Source organism: Mucilaginibacter aquariorum (genome assembly GCF_024498135.1).
Lineage (GTDB): Bacteria > Bacteroidota > Bacteroidia > Sphingobacteriales > Sphingobacteriaceae > Mucilaginibacter > Mucilaginibacter aquariorum.
In genome coordinates this window covers 183,593-208,489 of record NZ_JANHOH010000001.1, presented here as the reverse complement: position 1 = coordinate 208,489, position 24,897 = coordinate 183,593, and the positions used below count along the sequence as shown (strand labels likewise).

Genomic DNA, 24,897 nt, shown 5'->3' with positions numbered 1-24,897 from the left:
ATGAATGATCCTTCCGCCTTGTTAATAACGCCTGTAAAATCTACCAATAAATGTTGCGATAGAAATCTCGGTCTTTTTTCTAAACACATATAAGGTATCGTAAACCTTTATCGGATCATAAATATTTTTCCAGTAATGCTTATCCTGCCTGGACGGGGAATTACCGGCAAACGCTGTTAGCAAAACTTTCTTTCTCCAGGGCTTTGGCCATCCCACAGCATGCGACATTGTCCAACCTGCGCCAACTAAGTCCATTGCTTCGGGCCCCATTTCGCTAATAGGCGATTCGCAGCACATTGCCGCTATATTAAAAGCGTCCTGATCTATACAATAAAAAGGCGATGTTCTGTCGTAAGCTATAAAGGTTGCTGCATCCATGTTGTAGTCTTTTATGGCTACTTCAATTATTTGCGCCCAAACTTTAAGAAATTCAATATTTTTTTTGGAAACCCCACAAAACCCGGAATTTATATAAGAATGTATTTCCCGTTTAGGTTCTTTGTTCAGCATCCTGATTATATCGTACCATTGCATACGGGTTGGGTGGCTAACCGGCATATCATTAGTTACTATTTCATGAACCATTGCTACCCCGTACGACATCCATTTTTCATAAAAGCCCCATCTACATAAAATAACTATATCGGGATCAAAATATGCCAGGCCATCCGCGTTTTTTGCCGGCCCATTTAAAAGGCTTAGCATAAAACTGGGTTTATAGTGCGCTAAATGGTACTCCGTAACAATTGGCAGAAAATGAACTTGCAAACCATCATCAATTTGCAAGGTTTTAGCTCCGGGCCAGTCTAAGTTCGGGTTTTCAGCTGCTGCTTCGGCCCATTTTGGTAGCTTACCGCGATGCCCCGCATAAAACTCGCCCCGAAATTCGTTCTTATAAAGTGAGTTTATTAATGCAGCAACACCCTTATGAAAATGATCTTCAAATACTGTACAAACGGCTGAGGTCATACGCTAATGCGAATAATTCTTTAGGTTGAGGTTGTAAACGGGCAAATGCTATCAGAGGGCTTTTTATTATACCTTATTAATTTTTGAAATACAATAAACAAGATAAATTACCACCTCTATAGATGAAACAAATAAGTTAAATTTCAAAACCCCTGCCAGCGTAGAGATATTTATTAACATGGCCCCACAGATAATAGCGGCTAATGTTAATGGAATTGAAACGAGCGGATTAATAGCCCAGTTTCTACTTGTTGATATAGTAAATAATAACCCGGCAAACAAACTGATACAACTACCGGTTACACTTAAAACAAGCTCGTGTTCTAACCCGGCGTAGTTTTTCCCTAACACCCACAATAACTGAGCTGGGAATATAGATACGATAAGTACTATACTTATAAATAAACCAGATAGCCCTAATTGTATCTGTATAAATTTCTTTAAAAGGGTTTTCTTATTATTTGCTAACCGGGCAAAGCGTGGTACTATAAGTGTAGTATAAACAGCACTAAATAAGCCAAGCATCATCGACAATCTGCCAAGGGCGCCTATTTGAGCAACCGCGGCAGTACTGCCAAAAATTGAAATAAGCCAGATTGTTATTTGCCCGGACAGGCAGTAATAGATAGATCCCGGAAGGATGCGCTTAACGATAGATAATATCTCTTTTTGTATTGCGGGATCTGGCTTTTGACTCCAGTCTGCATATTCAGCAGAAAGTTTTCGCAGGCGGATGTTTCCTATAACCTGAGGTAAACTTGCAGAAAGGATCGCTATATACGCCCATGGAAAAACAAACAGCGTTAATAAAAGCATTAATAAACGGCCTATACTTACGCCCACCTGCACTTTTTGTAAAGGTGCAATAGTTTGGTGGAGCGATGGCCCTACCGTAAGCAAGGTGCCCGAAAGAGACGTAAAAAAAGCCGGGATAAGCGCACCTATAATAAGTATTGATGTTAACCAACCCGCATTGTGATGCCTAAGCAGATATAATAAAATGGGAAGGGCAATGAATAAACTTGCAACAGCGAATTTCTTTCGCAAATTAAATCCGGTAGCCAATACCGAACCCAGTTTTTCTCTGCTTTGCCATACTTTACCTCCCTGTGCCAAAACACTGCTTGAAATGCCCCCATCTGCAAGTACAATCATAGTACCCAGCATTGCATTAGCCAAAGTATACAACCCATATTGTTGGGTAGGTAGCAAACGTATTACAAGAATGCCCCCGATAAGCCCTAATGCCTGGATTAATAACTGAGAAGAACCTGTTATTGAGATAAGCTTAGTCCATACAAGCACCCTATTATACGAAGGATGGGTATACATTTGCTGGATTAGCGCCCTCATAAAAGCAATAATGATGTACAGTACAAATAACTTTGTTTTAACATCATCTATAATATGTTTAGTTAAACAAGAACTTCCTGAAGCTTTTTATGAACCATGCCTAAAAAAGCATCAATAACAAATTGTATATCTCTTACTTGCATGGGTATATATAATGGCAAAATTATAGAGTTGTCCTGCAGGCTTTCTGAAACAGGCAAGGTTGCATTTGTTGGTTGATCTTTATAGGCCGTTTCTCTGTGCGAGGTCATGATGCCCCTTCTGGTGGCAATACCACAATCAAGCAATCCCTGCATTAATGTATTTCTATCAATGGGGCAACCATCTTTCAAGTAAATACAATAAGATTGATAATTGCTAAAACATCCCTTTTTTTCTATCGGCAATTGTATAAATGGTACATTCTTAAATGCTTTGTTATAAGAAGCTGCGATCTTCCGGCGTTCATCAACAATCCAATCCAGTTTCTCTAATTGTTTAATGCCGACAGCTGCCTGTATATCTGTCATTCTATAATTATACCCAACTTCAACATGGTCTTCAAAAATCAGATCTTTCGCTTCATGACGAACCCTGTCATTAACAGACATCCCATGCTGACGTAAAAGTTTAAGCCTTTGGTAATAGTCTTCTCTATCGGTTGTGATCATCCCTCCTTCGCCCGTTGTTATTACCTTACGGGGATGAAAGGAAAAGCATACCAGCGAGGAATTAGCCCCAATTCGGTCCCCTTTATAGGATGATCCTGCGGCACATGCCGCATCTTCAATTAACTTCAATTTATACTTATCGCACAAGATCCGGAAGGCATTAATATTAGCCGGCATCCCCATTTGATGCACAATTAGTATTGCTTTGGTTTTTGGGGTTATCTTCTTTTCTGCATCAATAGGGTCAATATTATAAGTATCGTACTCCACGTCAACAAAAATTGGTTTTGCCCCAACATATCGCACTGCATTAGCGGTTGCTATGTAACTTAACGATGGGCATAAAACTTCATCACCCTCGCCAATTCCGGCAACAATCATAGCTAAGTGTAAAGCGGTTGTACAATTAGATACAGCCACAGCATATTTTGCGCCCGCATATAGGGCAAACTTTTTTTCAAATTCTTCTACTCTCGGGCCCTGAGTAACCCAGCCGGTAAGTATAGTGTCGTAAGCAGCCTGGGCTTCTGCATCGGTTAAATAAGGTTTTGCTATAGCAATCATATGATTAAACGGTAAAGACTTTCTTTTCAAAATACCATTGACTAAGTTCCGTTAGTCCGGCTTCAAGGTCAATGGATGGTTCAAAGTTCAATATCAATTTCGCCTTGCTTATATCAGCAAGTCTTCGGCTTACAGGGTTTATTGTATTTTCTTCTATAAATTGGGGCGTAAGAGTTGAATTATTCACCTTTAATAAAACAGCCAAAAGCTGTTTTAAACTGGTTTCTGTCCCGTTACCAACATTAAATACTTCATCCGTTGTGTCGGACAGCAATGCGGCAACATTAGCCCTGGCCACATCTTTAACATATACAAAATCCATAGTGGTACCGCCATCCCCATATATTGCAGGGGCTTTATTATCACTAATACAATCTAACCACCTGATCATAACTTCGGTATATTTCCCATCTGTATCCATCCGGGGGCCATATACATTAAAGTACCTGAGTGCTACATAATCCAACCCGTACATAAACTTATAGCTTCGAAAAAGTTGTTCGCCAAATAATTTTGCTCCGCCGTAAAATGTCTGATTGTTATATGGGTTATCTGTTTCGGGAGTAGGAAAGTTTTGAGCAAGGCCGTAAACTGATGCACTCGAGCTGTAAATAACTTTTTTAATTTGATGCTTTGCACATAGATCAACCACGTCAAAAGTAGACTTGATCATAACATCAAAACCATCTTGTGGATTAGCCGCACAAGCATTGATACGCAATGCTGCCATATGAAACACATAATCTTTGGCTATTATGTGTTCCTCAAGTAGTGCTTTGTCTCTTATATCGCCCTCAATAAATTCAATTTTTGAATTTTCTTTAAAGTTTTTTATGTTTTCAAAACTACCACGACTTAAATTATCAATAATGGTAATTTTTTCAGGATCATATTTTAATAGCTCTTCTACCACAAAAGAACCAATAAACCCGGCGCCGCCGGTTATAAGAATTTTACTCCCGTAAATTTTAGTTTGCATAAGTATGTGTTGATATTTGCTATTAAAGCATAGCATTGCTTAAATAGCTATTAGTTATTTGCGAACGCCAGGCTTCTTGCAGGGTTTCCGGCAACTTTTGAATTTTCTGGGATGCTCTTAAGTACATTACTTCCCAGCCCAATAAGTGAAAAATCGCCAATGGTTATACTGTTCATAATGTTTGTTCCGCTCCCTATGTAACAATTATTGCCAATTGTTGTACCGCCGGCAACAACAACATTACTTCCAATAAGGGTGTAGTTATTTATAATCACATCATGATGGATAACCGAATTTGGTAAAATGATAATGTGGTTGTTTAGTACTGCATTACTTGTTATAACAGCGCCTGCCATAACTAAACAGTTAAAACCCATCTTTACATTTTTCCCTACAGATGCTGAAGGGTGAATTAAATTTATATATCTTAAATTGGGTATGTTTAATGAGTGGATGACTTGTGCCCGTTCCATATAGGATAAGGAGCTGCCTGGTACGGCCAAAACAAACAATTCGGGATATTTATCTAAAATCACCTTTGGAAAAATATCATACTCCATCGATTTTTTTGTGGGATCGTCATCTATGAAGCCAATAAAATCATATTCGTCAAAATTGATACAATCAAATGCTTCGATCCCATTGCCATTAAAAGGAAAAATTATCAGCTTTTTCTTTTGCATTTTAATAAGCGTTTATTACATCTATAATATAATTCACTTCATCATCTGTTAATTCGGCATACATTGGAATTGACAAACAATGATTTGATAAATATTCAGAATTAGGGCAATCGCCAATTTTATATTTTAAACTGCCGTAAGCTTTTTGCAAATGGCAGGGAACCGGGTAATGCAATCCAGCAGCTATCTTTCTCTCGTTTAAATAATCAACAAGTTCATCCCTGTTATCGGTAGTAATAACAAATAAATGGTAAATAGAATGCGCCCAGTCAGGTTGCGACTGCATCTTTATTTTAGTATTGTTTATATTATTCTGATACCTCCCGGCTATTTCCCGGCGCCGATCATTCCATGCTGATAAATACTTTAATTTAACATTTAATGAAGCGGCTTCTAAACCGCCCATCCGCATATTAAACCCTAACTCGTCATGATAATATCTAACTATTGAACCATGGTTTCTTAGGTTTAAAAACCGTTTATAAAAAACTTCGCTATTAGTGGTAATTCCGCCCGCTTCGCCGCAAGCACCCAGGTTTTTGCCCGGATAAAAACTAAAACATGCAATTTCACCAAAACCACCCACTGGTGTCCCTTTGTACTGCGCTCCCTGGCTCTGCGCGGCATCTTCTACAAAATAAAGCTTATGCTGTTCGCAGATTGCCTTTAAAGCATCAATATCACAAGGTTGGCCATATAAATGCACCCCTATTATGGCCTTGGTTTTGGATGTAATTTTTTCTTTAATACAATTAATGTCTATTTGCCAGGTATCATTGGTACAATCAACAAACACAGGGGTTGCACCACTATAGGTTACACCCCATGCTGTAGCAATAAAGGTATTTGCCGGGATTATTACTTCATCCCCTTGCCCAATACCCAAAGCAAGCATGGCAAGGTGCAATGCAGAAGTACCATTATTTACTCCTACTGCATAGTTTGTCTGACAAAAACTCGCAAAGCTTTTTTCAAAGTCTTCTACAAATGGGCCGCCAGAAAAGGCTGCATTATCATAAACGCTTTCAAAAGCGCTAAATACTTCTTCCTTAATTTGTTGAAGCTGCTTTTTTAAGTCGAGGCATAAAATCTTTTCTTGTAATAGTATATCATTCATTCAAATAAAGATTAATCAATCGTTCTTATAAACTTTGCAGGGTTACCCGCAACAATAGTATTTTCTTCCACATCACGGGTCACAACCGAGCCCGCTCCAATAACAGATCTTTTACCCACCCGAACCCCACATAATATGGTAACGCTCGACCCAATTGAGGCGCCCTCTTCTATAAATGTTTCAATGCATTCCCAGTTATCGTCTGTTTGTAATATTCCATTTTCTGTTGTTGCACGCGGGAACTTATCATTAATGAAGGTTACATTATGACCCACAAAAACATTATCAGCAATATGTACTCCTTCACATATAAACGAGTGACTTGAAATTTTACAGTTTTTGCCAATGGTTGCCCCTTTTTGTATCTCAACAAAAGCCCCTATTTTAGTTCCGTTATCAATGCTGCATCCATAAGCATTAACAAAATTGAAGATCTTGACATCGTCACCAAGTTTCACATCAACTAAACATTGTTGATCATTTTTGATATCTACCCTTGTCATTTAATTAATTAAAACTTGAGTGTGTTTCTTTTCAATAGATCTGTCAATCCCGTTGAGCACAACTTCGCAGCCCTTGTTTTTTATTGATTTATTTGAAGCCTCTAAAATCTTCATTACGTCTAACCCAATTTTGCAGGATGATTTTGGTTGTTTTTTTTCCTGGATACAGGTAATAAAATCACTCGCCATTTCTGATAAAGCTTCGGTTGTATTTAATTTTGGCACATGAATGTCGCCGGTTCGGTAATCAACCAAAACCCGCTTTTTATCTTCATCATTTATATGGTTGTAGCCGGTATCATATATTTTTATCTTTTCTGTTGGCTCCATATCATTATACAAAATCATCTTCCTATCCCCTCCTATTAACATGTTCCTTACTTTTACCGGGCTTGTCCATGAGCAGTTAAAATGAGCTATAAATCCCGAATTGTAATTAATGGTGAGATAGGCAATATTTTCAATTGTATTATTGGTATGTGTTACACCAGTTGCATTAACACTGTAGGGCGGTTCATCAATAATGTAATTTAAAATGGATATATCATGAGGTGCCAAATCCCATAATACATTGATATCGGGTTGAAAAAGGCCTAAGTTTATCCTGGTTGAGTCGAAATATTTAATGTTTCCTAATTCCTGATTTTCTACCAGTTGCTTCATTTTAACCACTGCACCGGTATACAAAAAGGTGTGATCTACCATAAGCAATAACCCTCTTTGTATAGCCATATTGATCAGTATCTCTGCTTCTATAACAGATGAGGTCATTGGCTTTTCGATAAGTACATGCTTGCCTTTTGAAAGCACTTTTTTCGCTAGTTCAAAATGAGTAAAAACAGGCGTTGCAATAATTACCGCATCAATATTTGGATGATTAATAATATCGTCCGCGTTTTTATAGACAACTATCCCCGGAGCTAATTTTGCAGCGGCAATCAATCGTTCCGGACGAGAATCGGCTATAGCAACTACGCGGCAATCTGATGTTAGAGAAAAGTTCCTTACTAAATTAGGGCCCCAGTAACCATAGCCAATTATACCAACATTAACCATAAAAAAGTTTTAAGAATTTGAATGCAATAAGCCGTTACCCTTTCCTGATATTTACTATACCGATGGGATTTATTTATTTGCCGGAGGTATAACCAGCTATTAGAGGAATTAAGCATAACTGAGCTCAATTCCGGGATATTAAAAGAGTTATTCAGTTTCTTCTCAACAATGAGGACCAAAATTTTGGTTTTTCGCGGGTATAATACTCGTAAGTGTATTCTTTTGAATAGCCGTATCTGCTGTTGAGTGAAACGCCATTAAAAACAACATTTAAATTCTTTAGCTGTTGCTCTTTATATAATTGATTCAAATACTTTAATTCAGATTTATAAGTAAAGCCATAACGGATCACATATAAATTCACATCACTAAATTTGGCAAGAATCATAGCATCGGCAACCAATTTTATGGGAGGGGTATCTAAAATAATTTCATCGAAATGAATTCGGAGCCAATCAATCAGCTCTTCCATTTCTATCCTTTCTAAAAGTTCTGAAGGATTATCAGGTTGGCCGCCTGAACTTATAACATAAAGATCTGGATGGATAAGCGATGGTTGGATGATGTCTTCTTTGAATTCTGTTCCGTTTAAATAACCACTAAGCCCTTTCTCGTTTTTTAAATTAAACTTTTTGGCTATCGCAGCTTTTCTAAAATCAACATCAACAATAACTGTTTTGCGGCCTGCAGCAGACATAACTATACCAAGGTTACTGGTTATAGTGCTTTTACCCTCGCCAGACATACTTGAGGTTAGTAGAGTAACTTTCCCGTGCCTGCTATTGTTGCTATCAACGTTTTGAAGATTGGTGCGCAGTATTCTAAACTGCTCAGCTATCATGGTTCTGGGGCTATTTAAAACATTACCAAGGAGCATGTTTTTTTGATAAGACAGTTCGCACAATACAGGTGCATAGGCTACATCCTCAATTTGTTGAATATTATTTATCTTATTATTAAAAGTTTCTTTGGCAAATACAGAACCGCCCGGGATAATAATGCCAAGTATAAAAGCAAGTGCATAAGCAAAGCTGGAGTTAAGAGCTTCCGGCGCCCCATAATGGGCTGCATCTATTACCCTGCTTCCAACCATTTTTGAAGCACTACTTAAAGCAACTTCTTCTCTTTTTTGCAACAGGTACATGTAGAGATCCTCTTTTATGCTCTGTTGTCTCTTAATGCTGATATATTCCCGCTCTTGCCCCGGTAGTTTTTTAATAGAAGATTCAAAACTGCTACCATACTTATTTAATTGATTACGGGTGGCTATAAAAGTTCTTTTTATTCCTTTTATATTCTCATAAATAGCTGTTTTTGTAGATGCTATCTGCCGGTTAATAGGATCAAGTATGGGGTTTTTTTCAGGGGTATTAGATAGCAGTTTGTCTCGCTGCAATTCTAACTTATTAAGCTGTTCAATAAGGGATATAAGGCCGGGGTCGCTGATGCCTATTGTTGCCGGTGCCCCTCCCGAGCTTTTGGGCGAGGTAACATACTTTTGAATTTGATCAATTACCTGCAGCTGAACATTTACTTCATTTAAGCGCGCATCATTATCTTTAACATTATCCAGGTAAAACTTCGAGTTTGAAGAAATATCTGTGATACCCCGGCTGCTTTTATAACCCTCAACATTTTTTTCAACAGCGTTTAATTCACCAGAAATGGACACTAAACGCTCATCAAGAAAATTTAATGTACTGGCCGTTGCTTTGTTCTTATGGTCGTTAGAAGCTATGTTATAGGCATTGATCAGGCCATTAAGGATATCTTCACCCCGCTCGGGTACAAACTCTCGTAAAATCAATTTAATAACAGAAGTTTCTTCGGTTAATTGAAAGGCATTGAACGACCCAAGGCAATTATCAATTATTGATTCGGGATTATATAGATTAATACGAATAGTTTGTCCGATATAATCTTTTAAATTCGGTGTGGGCTCCAGTTTCCAACTCCCCCACGAACTATTTAGCAGCTCACCATATGAAAAGGTACTGATAGAGTGTGGCTGTTTTACAAAAAAATCATGCTCATTTTTTATTACGATCTCAATGGAGTGCCCGGCCCAATTATTTGCCTCCTTTATCAAACTAAAACGTACAGGTGTTGTTGCATATATATCAATACTTTTTAGTTCACCTTTTTTTATATACTGTGTCCATAACTGAAGATTATAGACAACGTTTTTCATCAGGGTTCGCGATTTTAAAATTTCAATTTCATCGTTCACGATTTTTGTGTTTTTAAAAACATCACGTTCCGCATCGCCCTTTTGATCGTTTTTCTCGTCGTTTATAGAGAATTCGGCCTTTATAGTATATATAGGATCAATGGACTTTAAATACAGGTAAGCTAATCCAAGGCAAATACCAATGCTTAGAATAAAAAATGGCCAATAATGTAAATAAACAGAAACCTTATCCCTTAAATCTTCAAGATTATCTTTCCCTTTGGGTTCTTGATTAGAATAAGTAAAAGCTTTTGCGTTGTTTTTCATCAGAAAATACCTTTTATATTAACCTTGGGTTGCCTGCATACCGACTGGTTATTAATTTGAAATATTTGGAGTTCTTAATAACGTAACATTATCTTTTTCAATTTCGGCGGTTAAAATGTATTGTAATGATGGGATCAATACTCTGACTTTCTTTTTGTTTAAAGAAACCACATTCCCTTCCATATCCTTAAATGGCCCTTTTATTATTTTAATATTGTCTTTAATGTGAATAACCGCCTTTTCTAATTTCACATTATTGTATTCTGCTAAAAATTCCTTTATAACCTCTATCTCTTTATCGGATATAACGGCAGGTTTACCCAGCCAGTAAACAAAATTTACAACGCCATAAACAAGCCTAACCGCATTCATTTGTTTCTCTGACACCCTTACAAATACGTACGATCTGAATAAGGGCTCTTCAACAATTTTTTTTCTATCGCTCCACTTTCTCAATACTTTGTTGAGAGGGCAGTAGTTCTCTATATTAGCCTTGTTTAAATGATCTACTACTTTTTTTTCCCATCGTGACCTGGTATAAACAGCGTACCATTTTAACTCCATTTGGTATGATCTAACTCTTATTGGTAAAATGAATTATAAGCTTTGCCATTACACTTCAGTTTTTAGAAACTATAAAGTGAATAAGGGCAAAGGAGGAACTAATTGAAACTTTTTGACAACCATATTTAAATGGCTTTCAAGGATATACTTGTTATTTCCGCGTTAAAAAAATAGCAGCAACAGAAATAACGGAGAGCAGCAAACTTATTTGTGGAATTGTTCGGTCAACTGCAGCGTATTTGGCACGACCGGGCTGCACATATATTACATCATTATTTTTCAAATAATAATATGGGGAAGAAAATACTTCTTTTTTTGATAAATCAACGGGAATATATTGCCGATTTCCATCAATTTCTCTGATTATTAATATTTGTCGTAATGCGGTAATATTTAAATCACCTGCTAAACTTAATCCTTCGGCTAATGTTAATCTTTCATTGGGGATTTTAAATACTCCCGGTTGTGCCACATCACCCATAACTGAAATTTTAAAATTGAGTAGCTTTAAAATCACCACAGGCTCTTTCAGGTATTCCAGTAATTTTAGTCTGATTTTTTCTTTGACTTGTGCGGTTGTCAGGTTACTTACTTTTACATTTCCAATTATAGGGAGCAAGATCTGACCTTGCTGATCTACAAGATAACCACCGTAATTTTCGTTTGTTCCATTAACGGTATTCGATGTAAAATTAAATACGGTAGAAGACTCCGGATTGAGGCTACTTATACTTATTCCTAATACATCTTCTGGTTGAATAGTTATCGGATTAAAATTTTTTATTCGCTCAGTGGTTATCGAAGACAAATTTACATCCTGAAAATATGAAGTTTTTTTATACGAACCGCATGAAGTAAGGGCTAAAACGATACAAACTACAGGGAGGAATAATTTCATAATTAATGAGTGATAAGAATTAGACGATCGTTTAAAAAAAGCTCATCAAACTAAATAGCTTCGCCCTTTCTCACCCACACATTAAAACTAAAACAAGGTTTGATCGTTATTAATATCTTATAAATATTAATAATACGTGAAAATACCACAACTTCTATTAAAATAATAGGCAAATCCCTGATTGTGTACACAGATGTATAAACTATACATAAATCTTCATATATGTGATTATATATGAGGATTATAAGCTATTAAAAATGCATTAAGGATAGAAATCCAATACTTACATTATCTGCTTTAATGCTAAATATTATAATGATTCAATCTATGAATATTAAAATATAAAATAATGAGTCGAGACCATCACCAATGGTACTGATTGTAATCATATATCATATTGGTTAGTTAAATAATTTCGGGAATTATTTATACACTATAATCACACTTAATTGTGATGGAACAGGCTTTTTTGATAATTGCATTAAACAAAAAGCCGTATAGATCAATTGATCTATACGGCTTCAGTATTTTGATAAAATACGTTCAGTTATCGATGTAGTTAGATAGTCAAACTTGTTTTCCCTACCACCATTTTAAAGGGAAGGTGATCTTATCAACAGAACCCACAATCAGGTCAGGTTTAAAAGCATAATGCCCGAGCCTCTCTTTGGTTGAAATTCCAGATAAAACCAGTATCGTTTTATATCCCATTTGCACACCACCCTGTATATCTGTTTCCATCGTATCGCCTATAACTGTGGTTTCAGCTGTTTCTAATCCTAAAAATTTTCTCGCGGAACGCATCATCACCGGGCTTGGTTTGCCGGTAACAAAGGCTTTCCGCCCGGTTGCTTCTTCAATCATTGCTGTGGTAGCTGCGATACCCAGATTATTCCATCCCGGCTTTTTCGGTGAAGGGTCTCTATTAGTAGTGATGAACTTCGCGCCCGCTAAAATCATATCAACAGCCCGTTGAACCATTTCAAGGGTAAAGTTTCTACCTTCGCCTAATACCACAAATTCAGGATCACTGTCAACCAGCGTTATTCCATGTTCATGTAGGCTGGTTAACAAACCGCCCTCCCCTAAAACATAAGCCGTACCATTTGGGCCCTGACTTGCCAAAAATTGTGCGGTGGCCATAGCACTGGTATAAACATGCTTTGTTTCTACCGTTATACCTAGCCTTTTTAACTTACGCACAACCTCCAAAGTTGTTCTTTGGCTATTATTTGTCATAAATGCGAACGCGATACCCTCGTCAACTAAATACTTAATAAACTTATCGGCGCCCGAGATCAATTCCTCGCCACTATAAATAACGCCGTCCATATCAATCAAAAGTCCTTGTTTCATAGTTAAAATTAGTAAAAGTATGTTGCCTATAAATCTACGCAATCTATAACCATCATTTGCAGGCGAACGTAAATTCGTTTAACAACCAAATGCAAATACCACTAATTAGCGTACAGTAAATAGTACCATTATTTAACCAAATATTACCAGTAAAGCATATCAATTACAGGTAAATTCGTGTAATAATTCATTAATAACAATCAAATAGATGATTACTTTAACATATCCATCAGAAACTAAAGAAGCTGCAACTTGGGAAGAACGCATCAAAACAATGTCTTTACCTTACCAGGCGCACGAACAAAACGATATTCAGGAACCCGAGATAGTTGATGATGGAAAACATATCCAGGGTGTTGCCGCTATTGAAACCTATCTCAACGGTTTAGAGATTTTTGTGGCCAGCTGGTATGAAGACAGGTGTGATCTGTATGAATACACTAAAGGGTTGGATTAGAATGTCCAACCCTTTACATCAACATAACTTATAAAACATCATTGGAAAAAGAACCTGCGGACATGAGCTGGTAAATTAATAAGGTTCGTCATATCGAGTCCACTGGTGTTTATGGTCTTGTTATTCAATAAAAATACTTTTCCGTTCCTCAGCAGAGCCGGGTGAGCTTTGCCATCTTTCAGGTAGTTTCCCGGAACGGGGATATCGCCTTTTTCACCAAACTTAAGAGGCTCCTTCATCCTGTCAATGATCCACTCGCCGGTTGAAGGCCTGTAAACTGCCATTTCCGCGCGGCCATCGCCATCATAATCTGCAGGCACTGGGATATCACCGGGTACATGTGGTAGCTGTAAAGGGATGTTGCCAATACCGGCTATTTGCCAAAGGGAGTTTTTTGTATTAAAGAAGCCCAGATCCGTAATACCATCACCATCATAATCTGCAGGAACCGGGATAGCATTTTTTACGCCAAATTTAACACTGTCTAACCCATTAAAATACCAGGTCATATTTGAAGGTCTGTACACCGCAAAATCGGCAAATCCATCGCCGTCATAATCCCTGGGCACTGGTATATCACCCTGCTGACCAAGTTTTACCGACCTTCCGTCCTGCTGATAAAACGCCCCTTCAGATGGCCTGTAAACGGCCAGTTCAACCTTGCCATCGCCATTATAATCTGCCGGTACAGCAATGTCGCCGTCTTGTCCAAAATTAATATCGCTTTGACCGCTTATTTTCCATTTGCCTTTAGAGAAAAACATTAACTCTGTAGTTTGATCATTGTTAAAATCAAGGTACCTGGCCACATTGGTATGATGAAACCATGGTGTGGTGAATTCACTGTCGGCATCTTTTTCTTCTTCATGGGTATAAGGAGAAAAAGTGCGCACGCTTACCAGATCATTTGCTTTAGAGAAACTCATTAACCGCATTAAGCCATGCCCACCGTTAGGCCTGCTCTGATAGTCGGACAAGTATGATTTAATGATATTGCCCGCGTATCCATCCTGGCGGTAACCTTCGCCATTATCGCCTACGTGGCCTGATAGGGTCATGAAAACATTAGGGTAACGTTTCATTCGGTCAAACACACGCTGCCCTTGCTTGCTAAATTGGGGGAAGCCCTTCTCGTTAGTGCCCGTTGTTTTGTTAAAATGTACAATAGAGTGGCTTATTAATATTGCTTTGCGGTTTTTATATTTTTCCAATAATTGGGATGCCCAGTCGTTTAAATTCTCAATATCCTCGTCGTACGAGTCATACTCGAAATATATGGTGATAAAATTAACACCGCCGGCAGTAAACAGGTCGTAATGGCTATCGTTATTATTACCATAATGGCCGCCATACCACGGTTTATCTTTAAAATGATCTATACCAAAGTATTTATTGTACTGATCTGTTTTACCTGATAAGGGATACTGGCTTTTTGTTTGATCGTGATTGCCAACCGCCATACCATAAGGAATGCCATGTGGGTAACCGGCCTGGGGTTTATCCAATATATACATTGCCTCGGCAGCGTTTTCCCATTCTTTAGGGAATTTTTCGCCATCATCAGAAATATCGCCCAATTGTACTACATAAGCTATTTTTTCTTTAGCGGCATTTTTAATGATCCAGTCTGTTTGGGCTTTAAACATTTCGTTTTTGCCGCCGTTCTTTTCTGATGTGTAGTACTGCGTATCCGGCAAAACCACTATTGAAAAATCTGTGCTGTCATCACTTTTTGATTCTTCCTTAACCGGTATTGCACTTGTGACAAACAGTAGTTGTATACTTAAAAAACCACAGAGTGCCTTTTTAAATTTGGCATTAGATATAAAGTTTAGTTGCATGAACTATAAGGATTATTTATTTGAATAATTTTATTAGCGGTGCAGGTTAAAAGCAACCATTGCCCTAAGCGTATAGCCGTTTTGTGAAGCCAACAACCCTACATCTCTAATAGCTCCCGATGTAAGAGCTGTACTATGCGTAGCATAAAACACCGGCCCACCACTTACCGAGAACGAGAACCGGGAATTCGCGGGGGCTACATTAACAGAAGGACCAATAAGCAACTTGGCGCCGCCTTCAGCCTCGTCTGCTTCCCAAAAACCTTCCAGGTCTTGCCCCATTATTTCGAAACCGGCAAATACCGGCCCGGTGATGCGGTGTTGAAAACCAAGACTGGTTACCAGGTCTATCCCGTCGCGGGAGTTAGAGAAAGCTTTTTCTATACGCAGGTTTCCACCCAAACGCCATTTAGGGGCATCAAAAGAAGCTGTGATGCGGCTAAATATTGCCCCCACGTTTGAAAAATCGCGATTGGCACCTAAGCCTACCCCAAAACGGGCACCGTAAGTTTTCTTACCGCCAATAAAGTCACGCAGTAATTCGGCCTGCAAGGCAGTGGTTGTACCGCCATTACGCGCAAAACCAAGGTCGGCATTAGCATATAGGGTAAGCCGGTTACCTAAATAACCTTTAACGGCCAGTTGCTGATCAGCACCATCATAGCCAAATTGGCCGGCCGTGCGTTGCGCATAGTTAGAACTGGCGCTTAACGCCCAATATGGTGCGCTACCGGTAAGCGTATTTACCGAAAACAAAAATGGCTGTACCGATACACTCTCGTTTGCACGTAATGATTTACTATCAGCCGGAGATTGGGCCCTGGCAGATATACACATTGTTAAAATTACGATCGAAGTAAAAAATATATTTTTCATGATAAGTGTTTGATTTGTTTCTAATCGTCATCATCGTCCTTCTTTTGCTCCAGGATAACAAAAGCGCTCCGTTTGGGTGCGGGCATTACCGCGTGTTCACCTTTAATAGCTTTCCATATCACTTCGTTCATATCTCTATCTGGTACCTTGTCCTCGTTAGCCAGATTAAACGACTCGGAACGCTTGCTGCTCTCGTTAACCGCGATGTTGCGGGCATCGATATCAACCTGGGCTCCAATTAGCTTAAACGGAGTAAAATCGGGTTTGCTGGTAAAGCAATCATACATAGGCAAAGCCCCTGCATCGTACTGGCTCATAGGGGGTAATCCTAATATTAATTCCATAGTACGCAGCATGCCCGATGTGGAATACATGCTGTGAATAGGCATATTCCGTTTAACATACGGGCCTGCAACATATGCCGGCGAACGGTGTGCATCAATATGATCGGGACCGGCCTGTGCATCATCTTCCAGTATAAAAACTACCGATTCTTTCCAGATTGGGCTTTCAGATAAATGAGCAATGATCCTCCCCACCGCAAGGTCATTATCAGCAACTGCTGCAATCGGTGAATACTCACCTTTTTTTTGCCCGCTGGTATGGTCAGACGAGATACGCAGAGTACTAAACTGGGGCACGGCTTTAATAGCCAGTAACGAGTCGAAATCTGCCTGCCAGGCATCTGCGCGCACCTGGTCTTTTATTTTCATGTTAAAGCCCGGTGAATTAGGCGCCATATGCCCTTGTAATGACTTAAGCTGGGCTTTACCATAAGAACCAAACTCGCCATAGCTGCGGTATGTTACACCCGCCCGTTTGCAGTAATCCCAGATATAACCATCTTTAGGCCCGGAAGCTGCGCCATTATATGCAGGCCCTCTGTTGCTGTAATTAGTTGGCCATGTTTTTTCAATTACATCGGTTGCATAAGCGGCCATACTCCAGTTATGGCCATCTGCGCTCACTTCAGCATCTACATAAAAATTATCCAGTAAAACAAACTGACTGGCAAGGGCATGCTGGTTTGGCGTTATTTGCTTGCCAAAAATGCAAAGCGAAGTATCGCCGTCGCCACCCGGCATATCGCCCAATACCTGGTCGTAAGTTCGGTTTTCTTTAATAATATAGAATACGTATTTAATGGGCGACTTTTCCCCTGCCTTGCGCGGGATAGGGTTTCCTGTCTCGCCATCGGCAGTAATAGTTCTTTTAGTATTAAAGGGGGTATTGGCATAAACCTGCTTGGTGTATACCTTCTGCTGATCGGGCCTGGGGTTCTCAATAAACGATAGCGAGCCTTTAAATAAGCCACCTATGTATTGAATCTCACTTTTTGCGGTTTGCCCCACATGTTCGCCAATGTTATTGTCTTTTTCAAAAGGCTGTGGCCCATGCGGGTTTGCTTTGGATGTTAGTCCCTTACCATTTGCTACAATTATTTTACTACCTAACGTTTTCACATTGGTTGGGTACCAACCTACCGGAATAAAACCCATACTTTGACTGCTGCCGGGTTTGGTAACATTAAACACGGCAAGGCAATTATTATCAGCATTGGCTACATACAGCGTATGCTCATCTGCAGATAGTGCTAACCCATTTGTGGTAGACCCTGCCAATTTAGTAGGATATAACACGGTTGAAATGGTTTCAGCGATTTTTCCTGTTTTGGTATCGATAACCGAAACTGAATTCTCGTTTGCATTGGCAACAAAAAGGTAAGTACCTTTTTTGTTCAACAGCAATTCATTAGGATGATCGCCGGTGTTGATGGCTCTTTCTATTTGGTTTGTAGCAGTATTGTAAACGGCTACTTTAGCCATTCCCCACAACGAAATATATAAGATTTTTTCGTCGGGTGATAGTGTACAGCTATATGCCATGCCCGGTAGCTGTAGTTTTTTGATGATGCTATGTGCAGCCGGGTTTATCACATATAAGCTGCTATCCTCCTTAGTTACCGCATACAGGCGGTTGTTGCTTTTGGTAACTACAATGCCTGTTGGGCAAATTTTACCTTTTGGAAATGGCAGGCCCAATTTTATAGTATCGGCTTTTCCTATTTTATTGTTTTGTATACCAAAGTCAAGGATCCAGTTATCATAACCACCTGATACGTACAAGTGTTGTTCGTCTCGGCTAAACGCAAGCCCGTACCATGATTTTGTCAGTACTCTTTCATCCAGCAACCTCTCACTCTTCGGATCGAACAATTGTACAGATTGCGTGCTTTGGCCGTTATTTGTAACCGCCAGCAGTCTGCCGCTTGCGCTAAGCTGGATATTAAGCGGAAGGTCACCCGTGGGCAGAGATTTGCCTGCCGGACTAAGTTTCCAACCATTTGGCAGCAGTACTTGCCCGGTTTGCTTAATTTTACCCGGCACCTGCGCCTGTGCACAGAAGCAAAGCATTAACAAGAGTGCTGTAAGCACTCTTGTTTTGTAAATTGTCCGATTAGTTGTCTTCATATTATTTTTAATTAAAATGCATATCCGGGGTTCTGCGGCATACCCGGGTTAAGGTTCCTTTCGGGTAGCGGCAGCGGGAATAAAAATTTATAAACCTGTATATCAAAAGCATTTGCTTCCAGATTTGTATAGGTAACTTTAGCTTTTGTTGCATAAGCCTTCATGATAGATAAACCATCCGGGCTGCGTTGCAGGTCATGAAACCTTTTGTTTTCGAAAGCCAGTTCTATCCTTCTTTCATGCAAAATTATCTCTCTTAATTTAGATTGATCTGTTTCTGTAACGTTAGGCAGACCTGCCCTTGTACGCACTGTATTGAGTGCTGTAAGCGGCGATTTACCTAATTCGTTTTGTGCCTCGGCCAAAAGCAAAAGCGCCTCTGAGTAACGGTATATCGGCCAATTATCATTTGAATTGCTGGTTGCCACATAAGGGCCGTGTACATATTTCTTTATAAAAGGTGTATATGCTGTACCCGGAGTTGGTGTATAACCTGCCGCGCTTTTTACTGCCGATATTTTCATTACAAAACTAGCATCATTTACCCCTTCGGCAATACCGATAGACGCATCCAAACGTTTATCACCGGGTTCGTAACTTTTAAGCAGGTCAAATGAAGGTATGTTCCAGCCCGAACTGCTGGTATTGCTTGGGAACGCAGGGCCTGTGATCAATACAGTAGTTGTTGTTTTTGGTAAAAACTGAAACACAAAGGCATTTGGTTGGGTGCCAACTGCGGTACCTTGCAGGTATTGCACCTCAAAAATAGACTCATTACTGTTTTTATTGGTGGTTGAAAAAGCATCCGCGTAATTAGCATTAAGCCCATACTTCATAGCAGGTAACGTGTTTAACAATGCTTCTGCCTCGGCATACTTTTTTAATGTAACATACACATCGGCCAATAGCATGGTTGCCGACCCTTTGGTAGCTTCGCCGGTTTGCGGGAATTTTGCCGGTGGCAATAATTCAGTTATCGCATCTTTTGCATCTGCGATGATCTGAGCATAAACCTCATCCACAGTTGAGCGGTTTTTAAATGCGTCATCTGCTTTGGTTACTTCTTTTAAATAAAGTGGTACCCCTCCAAAAAGACGTACCAGTTTATAATAGTTCCATGCCCTTAAAAACTTGGCTTGCCCGTCTGCTCTGGCTTTGCCTGCTTCGGTAGCTTTTTTTGCCAGTGGGGTACGGCCTATAACAATGTTGGCCCTTGAAATGCCTGTATAACAGTGGTAATAAACCGCATTTACATAGTCGTTATTGGCATCGTTGTTCCAGTCAGAAACGTTCTCGCGATAAACGGTTGCTGTACCACGATTGTTTGGGTTGGGGATGTAGTGGGTATTATCAGACCGCATCTCTGAAGTATGATAGTCGTTCACCAATAAATCGCGCAGGGGCACATAAGCCGCTGCAACCGCTTGTTCCAACTGATCGTCAGTCTGGTAAAATGTTTCCGGCGAAAGTGAATCCTCGGGTACAAGATCTATATAACTTTTTTTACAGGATGATGCTATGATAACTAAAAGCACCAATACGATATATTTATTTTTCATGTTGTTTTTGAAAAAGAGATTTTATTTAAATGTTGCATTTATGCCGAAAGAAAAAGTACGGGGAACAGGGTATGCATTTTCATCCACACCTATACCATTAAGCGCGTCAGATCCTGTAATACCTATCTCAGGATTGCCACCACCGCTATAACCAGTTATAATAAATGCTTGCTGTACCGATCCGTATATTCTTAAGTTTTTTAGCAGTAAGGCGTTTTTAAGTTTGAAGTTATAACCGAGTGATATATTTTTAGCAGTTAAATAAGATCCGTCTTCTACCCATTGGGTATTTACCGACCTGCCAATGGCTGTGGTACCGGTTTTAGTGCGTGGATATACACCAGAGCCGGGGTTGGCTTCTGAGCGCCAACGATCCGCGGCAGCCGCAAGCGGTACCCTTGAACCATCAAGGTTTGTTAGATAGGCCCATTTGGCTGCTGCAAGTATTTTACCGCCAACCTGGCCAGACATGGATACATTCAGATCGAAGCTTTTGTAGCTGAAAGTATTGGTAATACCGAATGTAAAAGTTGGTGTAGGGTCTCCTATAAAGGTACGGTCGTTAACGTCATCAATAATTCCGTCGTTGTTCAGGTCCTTCATTTTTAAAGTGCCTATATCTGACGATCCCTTATCTGCCAGACCGGTGCTTTTATACTTAGCCGAGTTAGCCAGATCTGCAGCATCCTTATATAATCCTAAGTTTACAAAACCGTAAAACTCACCTAAATGGTGTCCAACCTGGTTACGATAATAATCAGACGTAACGGTGTTATTTCTGCGCAGGTATCCCGGATCAACAAGTTTTTTGACGAGGTTACGCTCAAAGGCGATATTAAAGTTGGTGTTCCATTTAAAAGCACCGGTTGTGTTAGTTGTGTTAACGGTAATTTCATGGCCCCAAAACTCAAACTGACCAATATTATACTGTAAACTCGTAAAACCGGAAGCTCTTGGAACAGGGCGTGGCATTATTAAACCATCGGTCATTTTATGATAGTAATCATAATTAATTGATACGCGGTTATTAAATAAAGCTAACTCCAGGCCAATATCAAACTGTTTGTTCCTTTCCCATGCCAGTTCTGAGTTGCCCAATGTACCTATAGTTTGGCCTTGTATTAATTCACCATTCAATAGGTAATTATATTTTGCCAGCGTTGGGATAGCCGTAAAGTTTCCAAAATTATTATTACCTGTTATACCGTAACTTGCACGTATTTTAAGCAGATCTATCTTCTTGAAGTTTTCCATAAACGACTCATCGCTGATGATCCAGCCGGCAGATACTGATGGGAAATAACCGTATTTGCGATCAGCCCCAAACCTTGATGAACCATCCTGACGAACAGCACCCTGTAACAGGTATTTACCTTTGTAATTATAATTTAAACGGCCAATTGCCGATAGCATAGAATACTGTGTTGTACTGCTTGAACCGGCAGATATGATCGAAGCTGCACTTATATAAGGGATATCATCACTTGGATAACCTGTACCACTAACGGAGTTACTAACCGACTCATAACGCTGGATAGAATATCCAGCAAGGGCCTCTATATGATGGTCGGTTGCAAATGTCTTCTGATAATTTAAATAAGACTCGGCGGTATAAGAAAAATTATCAACCGATGAACTTAAGCCGGTAGATGCCGCCGGTGATCCCGGAGATGATGTTAAGGTAATAGAAGGTGAAAATTGATTGCGTGTTTCTGCACCTTTATCAACACCCACGTTAGTTTTTAAACTAAAACCAGGTATAAACTCGTAATTGATATAACCGTTGGCCAGTATGCGTGTAGTAATGTAATCGTCTTTTGTTTCATTAAGCAACGCGAGCGGGTTTACGTAAGCGCTCATACCCTGAGAGAATGCGCCAACTGTATAACTGCCATCGGCGTTATAAGGTTGAACAATGGGGCTTGCTTCAAATATACGTTCGTAATAACCGCCTACGCCATCAGTATTGATCCTGTTGTTATGATCCATACGATAGCTGGGTGCTAAATTGAATCCCACTTTTAACTGGTTCCTGCTACCAACGCTTAAATCATGATTGATACGTAACGTTATCAGCTTTGTACCCGAATTGATCAGTACCCCATCTTGTGCCTCGTATCCAAAAAGTACAGCTGAAGATGATTTTTCACGGGCCGACATTATATTCAAATTATAGCTCTGTATAGGCGCTGTTCGTGTAGTTAATTTAAACCAGTTTGTACCTTGCCCATATTGCGAGGGGTTTTGATACAGATCTGGTATAACCGCATTAAAAGGGGCTTCGTAAAGCTTGGCATCAGTAAATTTCTCATTCATAAATTGGGCAAATTGTTCGCCGTTCATTACTTTAGGAACGCTGTTACCCGGTATCTTTTGTAACCCGAAATTTGCATTGAATTCTATTTTTGAATCTCCGGGCCTTGCATGTTTTGTAGTGATAAGTATTACACCGTTTGCCGCACGCGAGCCGTATAAAGCCGTAGCCGATGCATCTTTTAACACCGTAAGCGTTTCAATTTCATCGGGGTTAATATTATTGATGCTTCCTGTTATAGGCAGCCCATCAATTACAAACAATGGCTGATAATCTGTGGTCATAGATGCTGCCCCACGAATACGGAACGCTATACCACGACCAGGCTGGCCGCTTGTTTGCGAAACGTTTACACCAGCTACTTTACCCTGTAGCTGCTGGCCAAATTGCATCACCGGCATATCCTGCATAGATTGCATATTTACCTGATCAATAGAGCCGGTAACCTCGCGGCCGCGCTGTTTACCATAACTTACGGTTACCTCCTGTAATGCGTTACCGCCTTTAAAGCTGATATTAAGCTGATATGGCTTATCGTTGACAACGGTAACATTGTTAAACTCTAACATTTTATAACCTACAAAAGTTGCCTGTAAGGTATATGTCCCTTCGGGGATGTTAAGTGTGTAATTACCGTTCACATCTGCCGATGCGCCCATTGTAGTACCTGCTACCCTGACATTGGCCCCCGGTAACGGTTCGCCGGTTTCATCGGTTACTTTACCGTATACCTTACCTTGCGCAAGCTTTTTTGTAAGTAAAATATTACCTGATGATTCTTTAAAAACAATATTTGTACCCCTAAGTAAAGCGGTTAATATATTTTCTAAAGGCTGTCCGTTAAAATTAGCAGGTTCAACAAACCTTTCTTTTAATCCAAGATAATCGGCATCATAAGCAAAAACCAAATTGGTATTTTGCTCGATTTTTTTTAATGCGTTGTACAGACTTTCGTGGCCAAATTTGATATCAACACGTTGGTCCAGGCTCTGTGCATGCACATCGGCCGCACTCACGGATAGCAGACCGATAGTTAATAAGATACTGAATGATAAGATAGTAATACGCATAAATTGCTTACACAAGTGTGTATAATAATTCATATTTTTGTTTTGCTTATGTGATTGTGAATAGTTACTGAGCATTGCATGACTGGATTGCCGTCCTTGGTCTGCAAAGAATAATTAGCGACTCTGGCTTACAGGGCCGCTTTTTTGTTTAATAGAGAATTATATCATTCCCCTCCTTTCTGAAATGCGTATGATGTAGCTGGTTTATCAATTCCAGGATCTGTTCGGATGGTAGATTGTGTATCAAACGAAGGCTGAACCGATAGCCATCAACCTTTTTGTTGCCCGATTTAAGCGACAACCCATAAATATTTTTAACTATCGTTGAGAGCTCTTTAAACCCCGCCTGGTTAAGATAGGTAGATCCTTCTTTCCAGCTTTGTGCACGGTCGGCGTTGATCACCTTTTGTTCAGTTTTGCCATTCAAAACATTATAGCTTAATTGCTGGCCGGGCAATAACATGGCTAAAGCTTTTGAATTGCCGGTTACACCTACTTTTCCGGTTGCAACCGATACACTTATTGTTTGCAGGCTTTTGTAAGCCCTCACATTAAATGATGTTCCTAAAACCTGCACATTTAACGGCGTCGTGTGTACAACAAAGGGATGCTCCGCATCGCGTTTTATATTAAAAAAGGCTTCTCCCTCTTCCAAAACAACTTCGCGCAAATTGCCAGTAAAAGCTAGGGGGACTTTTATGCGGCTGGCTGCATTAAGCCAAATTACCGACCCATCCGGAAGCTTAAGCTCTTTTAAACCTTTGGTACCGGTAATTATAGTGGTATAAACCTGTTGTGTTTGATGGCGGCTAAACCTCCAGCCAAAAAATCCTATGGTTGAAAAAATAGCAAGGCCTGCTGCAATACGAAAAACAGGCAGATAAATGATAGACCTTTTTAAGGTAACTGCTTTAATGCGGCGTTTTATAGATTCACCAATCTCGGCGGCCTCTTTATCCTTAACAGAACGCTCATCTGATGCATAGGATCTGTACCAGGCTTCTACTAAAGCATTTTCAGTTTCATTGGCTTTGCCTTCGCTGTACCGTTGTAAAATTTTCCTTAATTTATAAATGTCCATTAGCCGTGTTTTCAGTAGTAAGTCGCTGAAATGGCCTTT

General features: G+C 39.6%; 19 protein-coding genes. 1 reads left to right on the top strand and 18 read right to left on the bottom strand.

What is annotated here, in order from left to right; all coding sequences use genetic code 11:
• Positions 1 to 21: 21 nt before the first annotated feature.
• From NPE20_RS00785 to NPE20_RS00730, 12 genes are all read right to left on the bottom strand, one after another.
• Positions 22 to 969 carry a hypothetical protein gene (locus NPE20_RS00785; RefSeq protein ID WP_256536685.1) on the bottom strand — a complete coding sequence of 316 codons (948 nt, stop codon included), beginning with the start codon at positions 967 to 969 and terminating at the stop codon, positions 22 to 24.
• A 66-nt stretch (positions 970 to 1,035) separates the two neighbouring features.
• The gene (locus NPE20_RS00780; protein ID WP_256536684.1) at positions 1,036 to 2,181 is read right to left on the bottom strand and encodes an MATE family efflux transporter; all 1,146 of its coding nucleotides are present in this window, start codon (positions 2,179 to 2,181) and stop codon (positions 1,036 to 1,038) included.
• A gap of 203 nt (positions 2,182 to 2,384) precedes the next feature.
• Complete coding sequence (locus NPE20_RS00775; RefSeq protein WP_256536683.1) at positions 2,385 to 3,536, bottom strand: DegT/DnrJ/EryC1/StrS family aminotransferase; 1,152 nt, start codon at positions 3,534 to 3,536, stop codon at positions 2,385 to 2,387.
• 4 nt (positions 3,537 to 3,540) lie between these two features.
• Positions 3,541 to 4,515 (bottom strand): NAD-dependent epimerase/dehydratase family protein, encoded by a 975-nt coding sequence (locus NPE20_RS00770; RefSeq protein WP_256536682.1) that lies wholly within the window; start codon positions 4,513 to 4,515, stop codon positions 3,541 to 3,543.
• 50 nt (positions 4,516 to 4,565) lie between these two features.
• Positions 4,566 to 5,198: a NeuD/PglB/VioB family sugar acetyltransferase gene (locus NPE20_RS00765; RefSeq protein ID WP_256536681.1), complete on the bottom strand. Its 633-nt coding sequence runs from the start codon at positions 5,196 to 5,198 to the stop codon at positions 4,566 to 4,568.
• A gap of 1 nt (position 5,199) precedes the next feature.
• Positions 5,200 to 6,315: a DegT/DnrJ/EryC1/StrS family aminotransferase gene (locus tag NPE20_RS00760; RefSeq protein ID WP_256536680.1), complete on the bottom strand. Its 1,116-nt coding sequence runs from the start codon at positions 6,313 to 6,315 to the stop codon at positions 5,200 to 5,202.
• 11 nt (positions 6,316 to 6,326) lie between these two features.
• Positions 6,327 to 6,818, bottom strand: coding sequence for an acyltransferase (locus tag NPE20_RS00755; RefSeq protein WP_256536679.1), 492 nt, complete (start codon positions 6,816 to 6,818; stop codon positions 6,327 to 6,329).
• Positions 6,819 to 7,874: a Gfo/Idh/MocA family protein gene (locus NPE20_RS00750; RefSeq protein ID WP_256536678.1), complete on the bottom strand. Its 1,056-nt coding sequence runs from the start codon at positions 7,872 to 7,874 to the stop codon at positions 6,819 to 6,821. It lies immediately after the preceding gene.
• Positions 7,875 to 8,025: 151 nt separating this feature from the next.
• Complete coding sequence (locus NPE20_RS00745; RefSeq protein ID WP_256536677.1) at positions 8,026 to 10,371, bottom strand: GumC family protein; 2,346 nt, start codon at positions 10,369 to 10,371, stop codon at positions 8,026 to 8,028.
• A gap of 51 nt (positions 10,372 to 10,422) precedes the next feature.
• On the bottom strand, positions 10,423 to 10,935 hold the full coding sequence (locus tag NPE20_RS00740) for a UpxY family transcription antiterminator (RefSeq protein ID WP_256536676.1): 513 nt from the start codon (positions 10,933 to 10,935) through the stop codon (positions 10,423 to 10,425).
• Between the two features lie 151 nt (positions 10,936 to 11,086).
• A complete protein-coding gene (locus tag NPE20_RS00735) occupies positions 11,087 to 11,833 on the bottom strand; it encodes a polysaccharide biosynthesis/export family protein (protein WP_256536675.1) in 747 nt (248 codons plus the stop codon).
• Positions 11,834 to 12,415: 582 nt separating this feature from the next.
• Positions 12,416 to 13,189 (bottom strand): HAD-IIA family hydrolase, encoded by a 774-nt coding sequence (locus NPE20_RS00730; RefSeq protein ID WP_256536674.1) that lies wholly within the window; start codon positions 13,187 to 13,189, stop codon positions 12,416 to 12,418.
• Positions 13,190 to 13,397: 208 nt separating this feature from the next.
• On the opposite strand from NPE20_RS00730, the gene NPE20_RS00725 reads away from it, so the two are divergent.
• On the top strand, positions 13,398 to 13,646 hold the full coding sequence (locus tag NPE20_RS00725) for a hypothetical protein (protein ID WP_256536673.1): 249 nt from the start codon (positions 13,398 to 13,400) through the stop codon (positions 13,644 to 13,646).
• A 38-nt stretch (positions 13,647 to 13,684) separates the two neighbouring features.
• Here the strand turns inward: NPE20_RS00725 and NPE20_RS00720 are convergent, their stop codons facing one another.
• The 6 genes from NPE20_RS00720 to NPE20_RS00695 all read right to left on the bottom strand — a co-directional run bounded on the left by NPE20_RS00720 (position 13,685) and on the right by NPE20_RS00695 (position 24,858).
• Positions 13,685 to 15,487, bottom strand: coding sequence for a metallophosphoesterase (locus tag NPE20_RS00720; RefSeq protein WP_256536672.1), 1,803 nt, complete (start codon positions 15,485 to 15,487; stop codon positions 13,685 to 13,687).
• Between the two features lie 33 nt (positions 15,488 to 15,520).
• Positions 15,521 to 16,363 carry a hypothetical protein gene (locus tag NPE20_RS00715; protein ID WP_256536671.1) on the bottom strand — a complete coding sequence of 281 codons (843 nt, stop codon included), beginning with the start codon at positions 16,361 to 16,363 and terminating at the stop codon, positions 15,521 to 15,523.
• 20 nt (positions 16,364 to 16,383) lie between these two features.
• Positions 16,384 to 18,834 (bottom strand): bifunctional YncE family protein/alkaline phosphatase family protein, encoded by a 2,451-nt coding sequence (locus tag NPE20_RS00710; RefSeq protein ID WP_256536670.1) that lies wholly within the window; start codon positions 18,832 to 18,834, stop codon positions 16,384 to 16,386.
• An 11-nt stretch (positions 18,835 to 18,845) separates the two neighbouring features.
• Positions 18,846 to 20,393: a RagB/SusD family nutrient uptake outer membrane protein gene (locus NPE20_RS00705; protein ID WP_256536669.1), complete on the bottom strand. Its 1,548-nt coding sequence runs from the start codon at positions 20,391 to 20,393 to the stop codon at positions 18,846 to 18,848.
• Positions 20,394 to 20,414: 21 nt separating this feature from the next.
• Positions 20,415 to 23,777, bottom strand: a complete 3,363-nt coding sequence (locus NPE20_RS00700) for a SusC/RagA family TonB-linked outer membrane protein (RefSeq protein WP_256536668.1) — start codon at positions 23,775 to 23,777, stop codon at positions 20,415 to 20,417.
• Between the two features lie 148 nt (positions 23,778 to 23,925).
• Positions 23,926 to 24,858, bottom strand: a complete 933-nt coding sequence (locus NPE20_RS00695) for a FecR family protein (protein WP_256536667.1) — start codon at positions 24,856 to 24,858, stop codon at positions 23,926 to 23,928.
• Positions 24,859 to 24,897: the final 39 nt, after the last annotated feature.

Excerpts from the sequence above, each read along its gene's own strand:
- NPE20_RS00700 (WP_256536668.1), bottom strand. The coding sequence starts at position 23,777 with ATGCGTATTACTATCTTATCATTCAGTATCTTATTAACTATCGGTCTG.
- NPE20_RS00720 (WP_256536672.1), bottom strand. The coding sequence starts at position 15,487 with ATGCAACTAAACTTTATATCTAATGCCAAATTTAAAAAGGCACTCTGT.
- NPE20_RS00715 (WP_256536671.1), bottom strand. The coding sequence starts at position 16,363 with ATGAAAAATATATTTTTTACTTCGATCGTAATTTTAACAATGTGTATA.
- NPE20_RS00745 (WP_256536677.1), bottom strand. The coding sequence starts at position 10,371 with ATGAAAAACAACGCAAAAGCTTTTACTTATTCTAATCAAGAACCCAAA.
- NPE20_RS00705 (WP_256536669.1), bottom strand. The coding sequence starts at position 20,393 with ATGAAAAATAAATATATCGTATTGGTGCTTTTAGTTATCATAGCATCA.
- NPE20_RS00755 (WP_256536679.1), bottom strand. The coding sequence starts at position 6,818 with ATGACAAGGGTAGATATCAAAAATGATCAACAATGTTTAGTTGATGTG.
- NPE20_RS00765 (WP_256536681.1), bottom strand. The coding sequence starts at position 5,198 with ATGCAAAAGAAAAAGCTGATAATTTTTCCTTTTAATGGCAATGGGATC.
- NPE20_RS00725 (WP_256536673.1), top strand. The coding sequence starts at position 13,398 with ATGATTACTTTAACATATCCATCAGAAACTAAAGAAGCTGCAACTTGG.
- NPE20_RS00740 (WP_256536676.1), bottom strand. The coding sequence starts at position 10,935 with ATGGAGTTAAAATGGTACGCTGTTTATACCAGGTCACGATGGGAAAAA.
- NPE20_RS00710 (WP_256536670.1), bottom strand. The coding sequence starts at position 18,834 with ATGAAGACAACTAATCGGACAATTTACAAAACAAGAGTGCTTACAGCA.
- NPE20_RS00775 (WP_256536683.1), bottom strand. The coding sequence starts at position 3,536 with ATGATTGCTATAGCAAAACCTTATTTAACCGATGCAGAAGCCCAGGCT.
- NPE20_RS00695 (WP_256536667.1), bottom strand. The coding sequence starts at position 24,858 with ATGGACATTTATAAATTAAGGAAAATTTTACAACGGTACAGCGAAGGC.
- NPE20_RS00730 (WP_256536674.1), bottom strand. The coding sequence starts at position 13,189 with ATGAAACAAGGACTTTTGATTGATATGGACGGCGTTATTTATAGTGGC.
- NPE20_RS00735 (WP_256536675.1), bottom strand. The coding sequence starts at position 11,833 with ATGAAATTATTCCTCCCTGTAGTTTGTATCGTTTTAGCCCTTACTTCA.
- NPE20_RS00785 (WP_256536685.1), bottom strand. The coding sequence starts at position 969 with ATGACCTCAGCCGTTTGTACAGTATTTGAAGATCATTTTCATAAGGGT.
- NPE20_RS00750 (WP_256536678.1), bottom strand. The coding sequence starts at position 7,874 with ATGGTTAATGTTGGTATAATTGGCTATGGTTACTGGGGCCCTAATTTA.
- NPE20_RS00770 (WP_256536682.1), bottom strand. The coding sequence starts at position 4,515 with ATGCAAACTAAAATTTACGGGAGTAAAATTCTTATAACCGGCGGCGCC.
- NPE20_RS00760 (WP_256536680.1), bottom strand. The coding sequence starts at position 6,315 with ATGAATGATATACTATTACAAGAAAAGATTTTATGCCTCGACTTAAAA.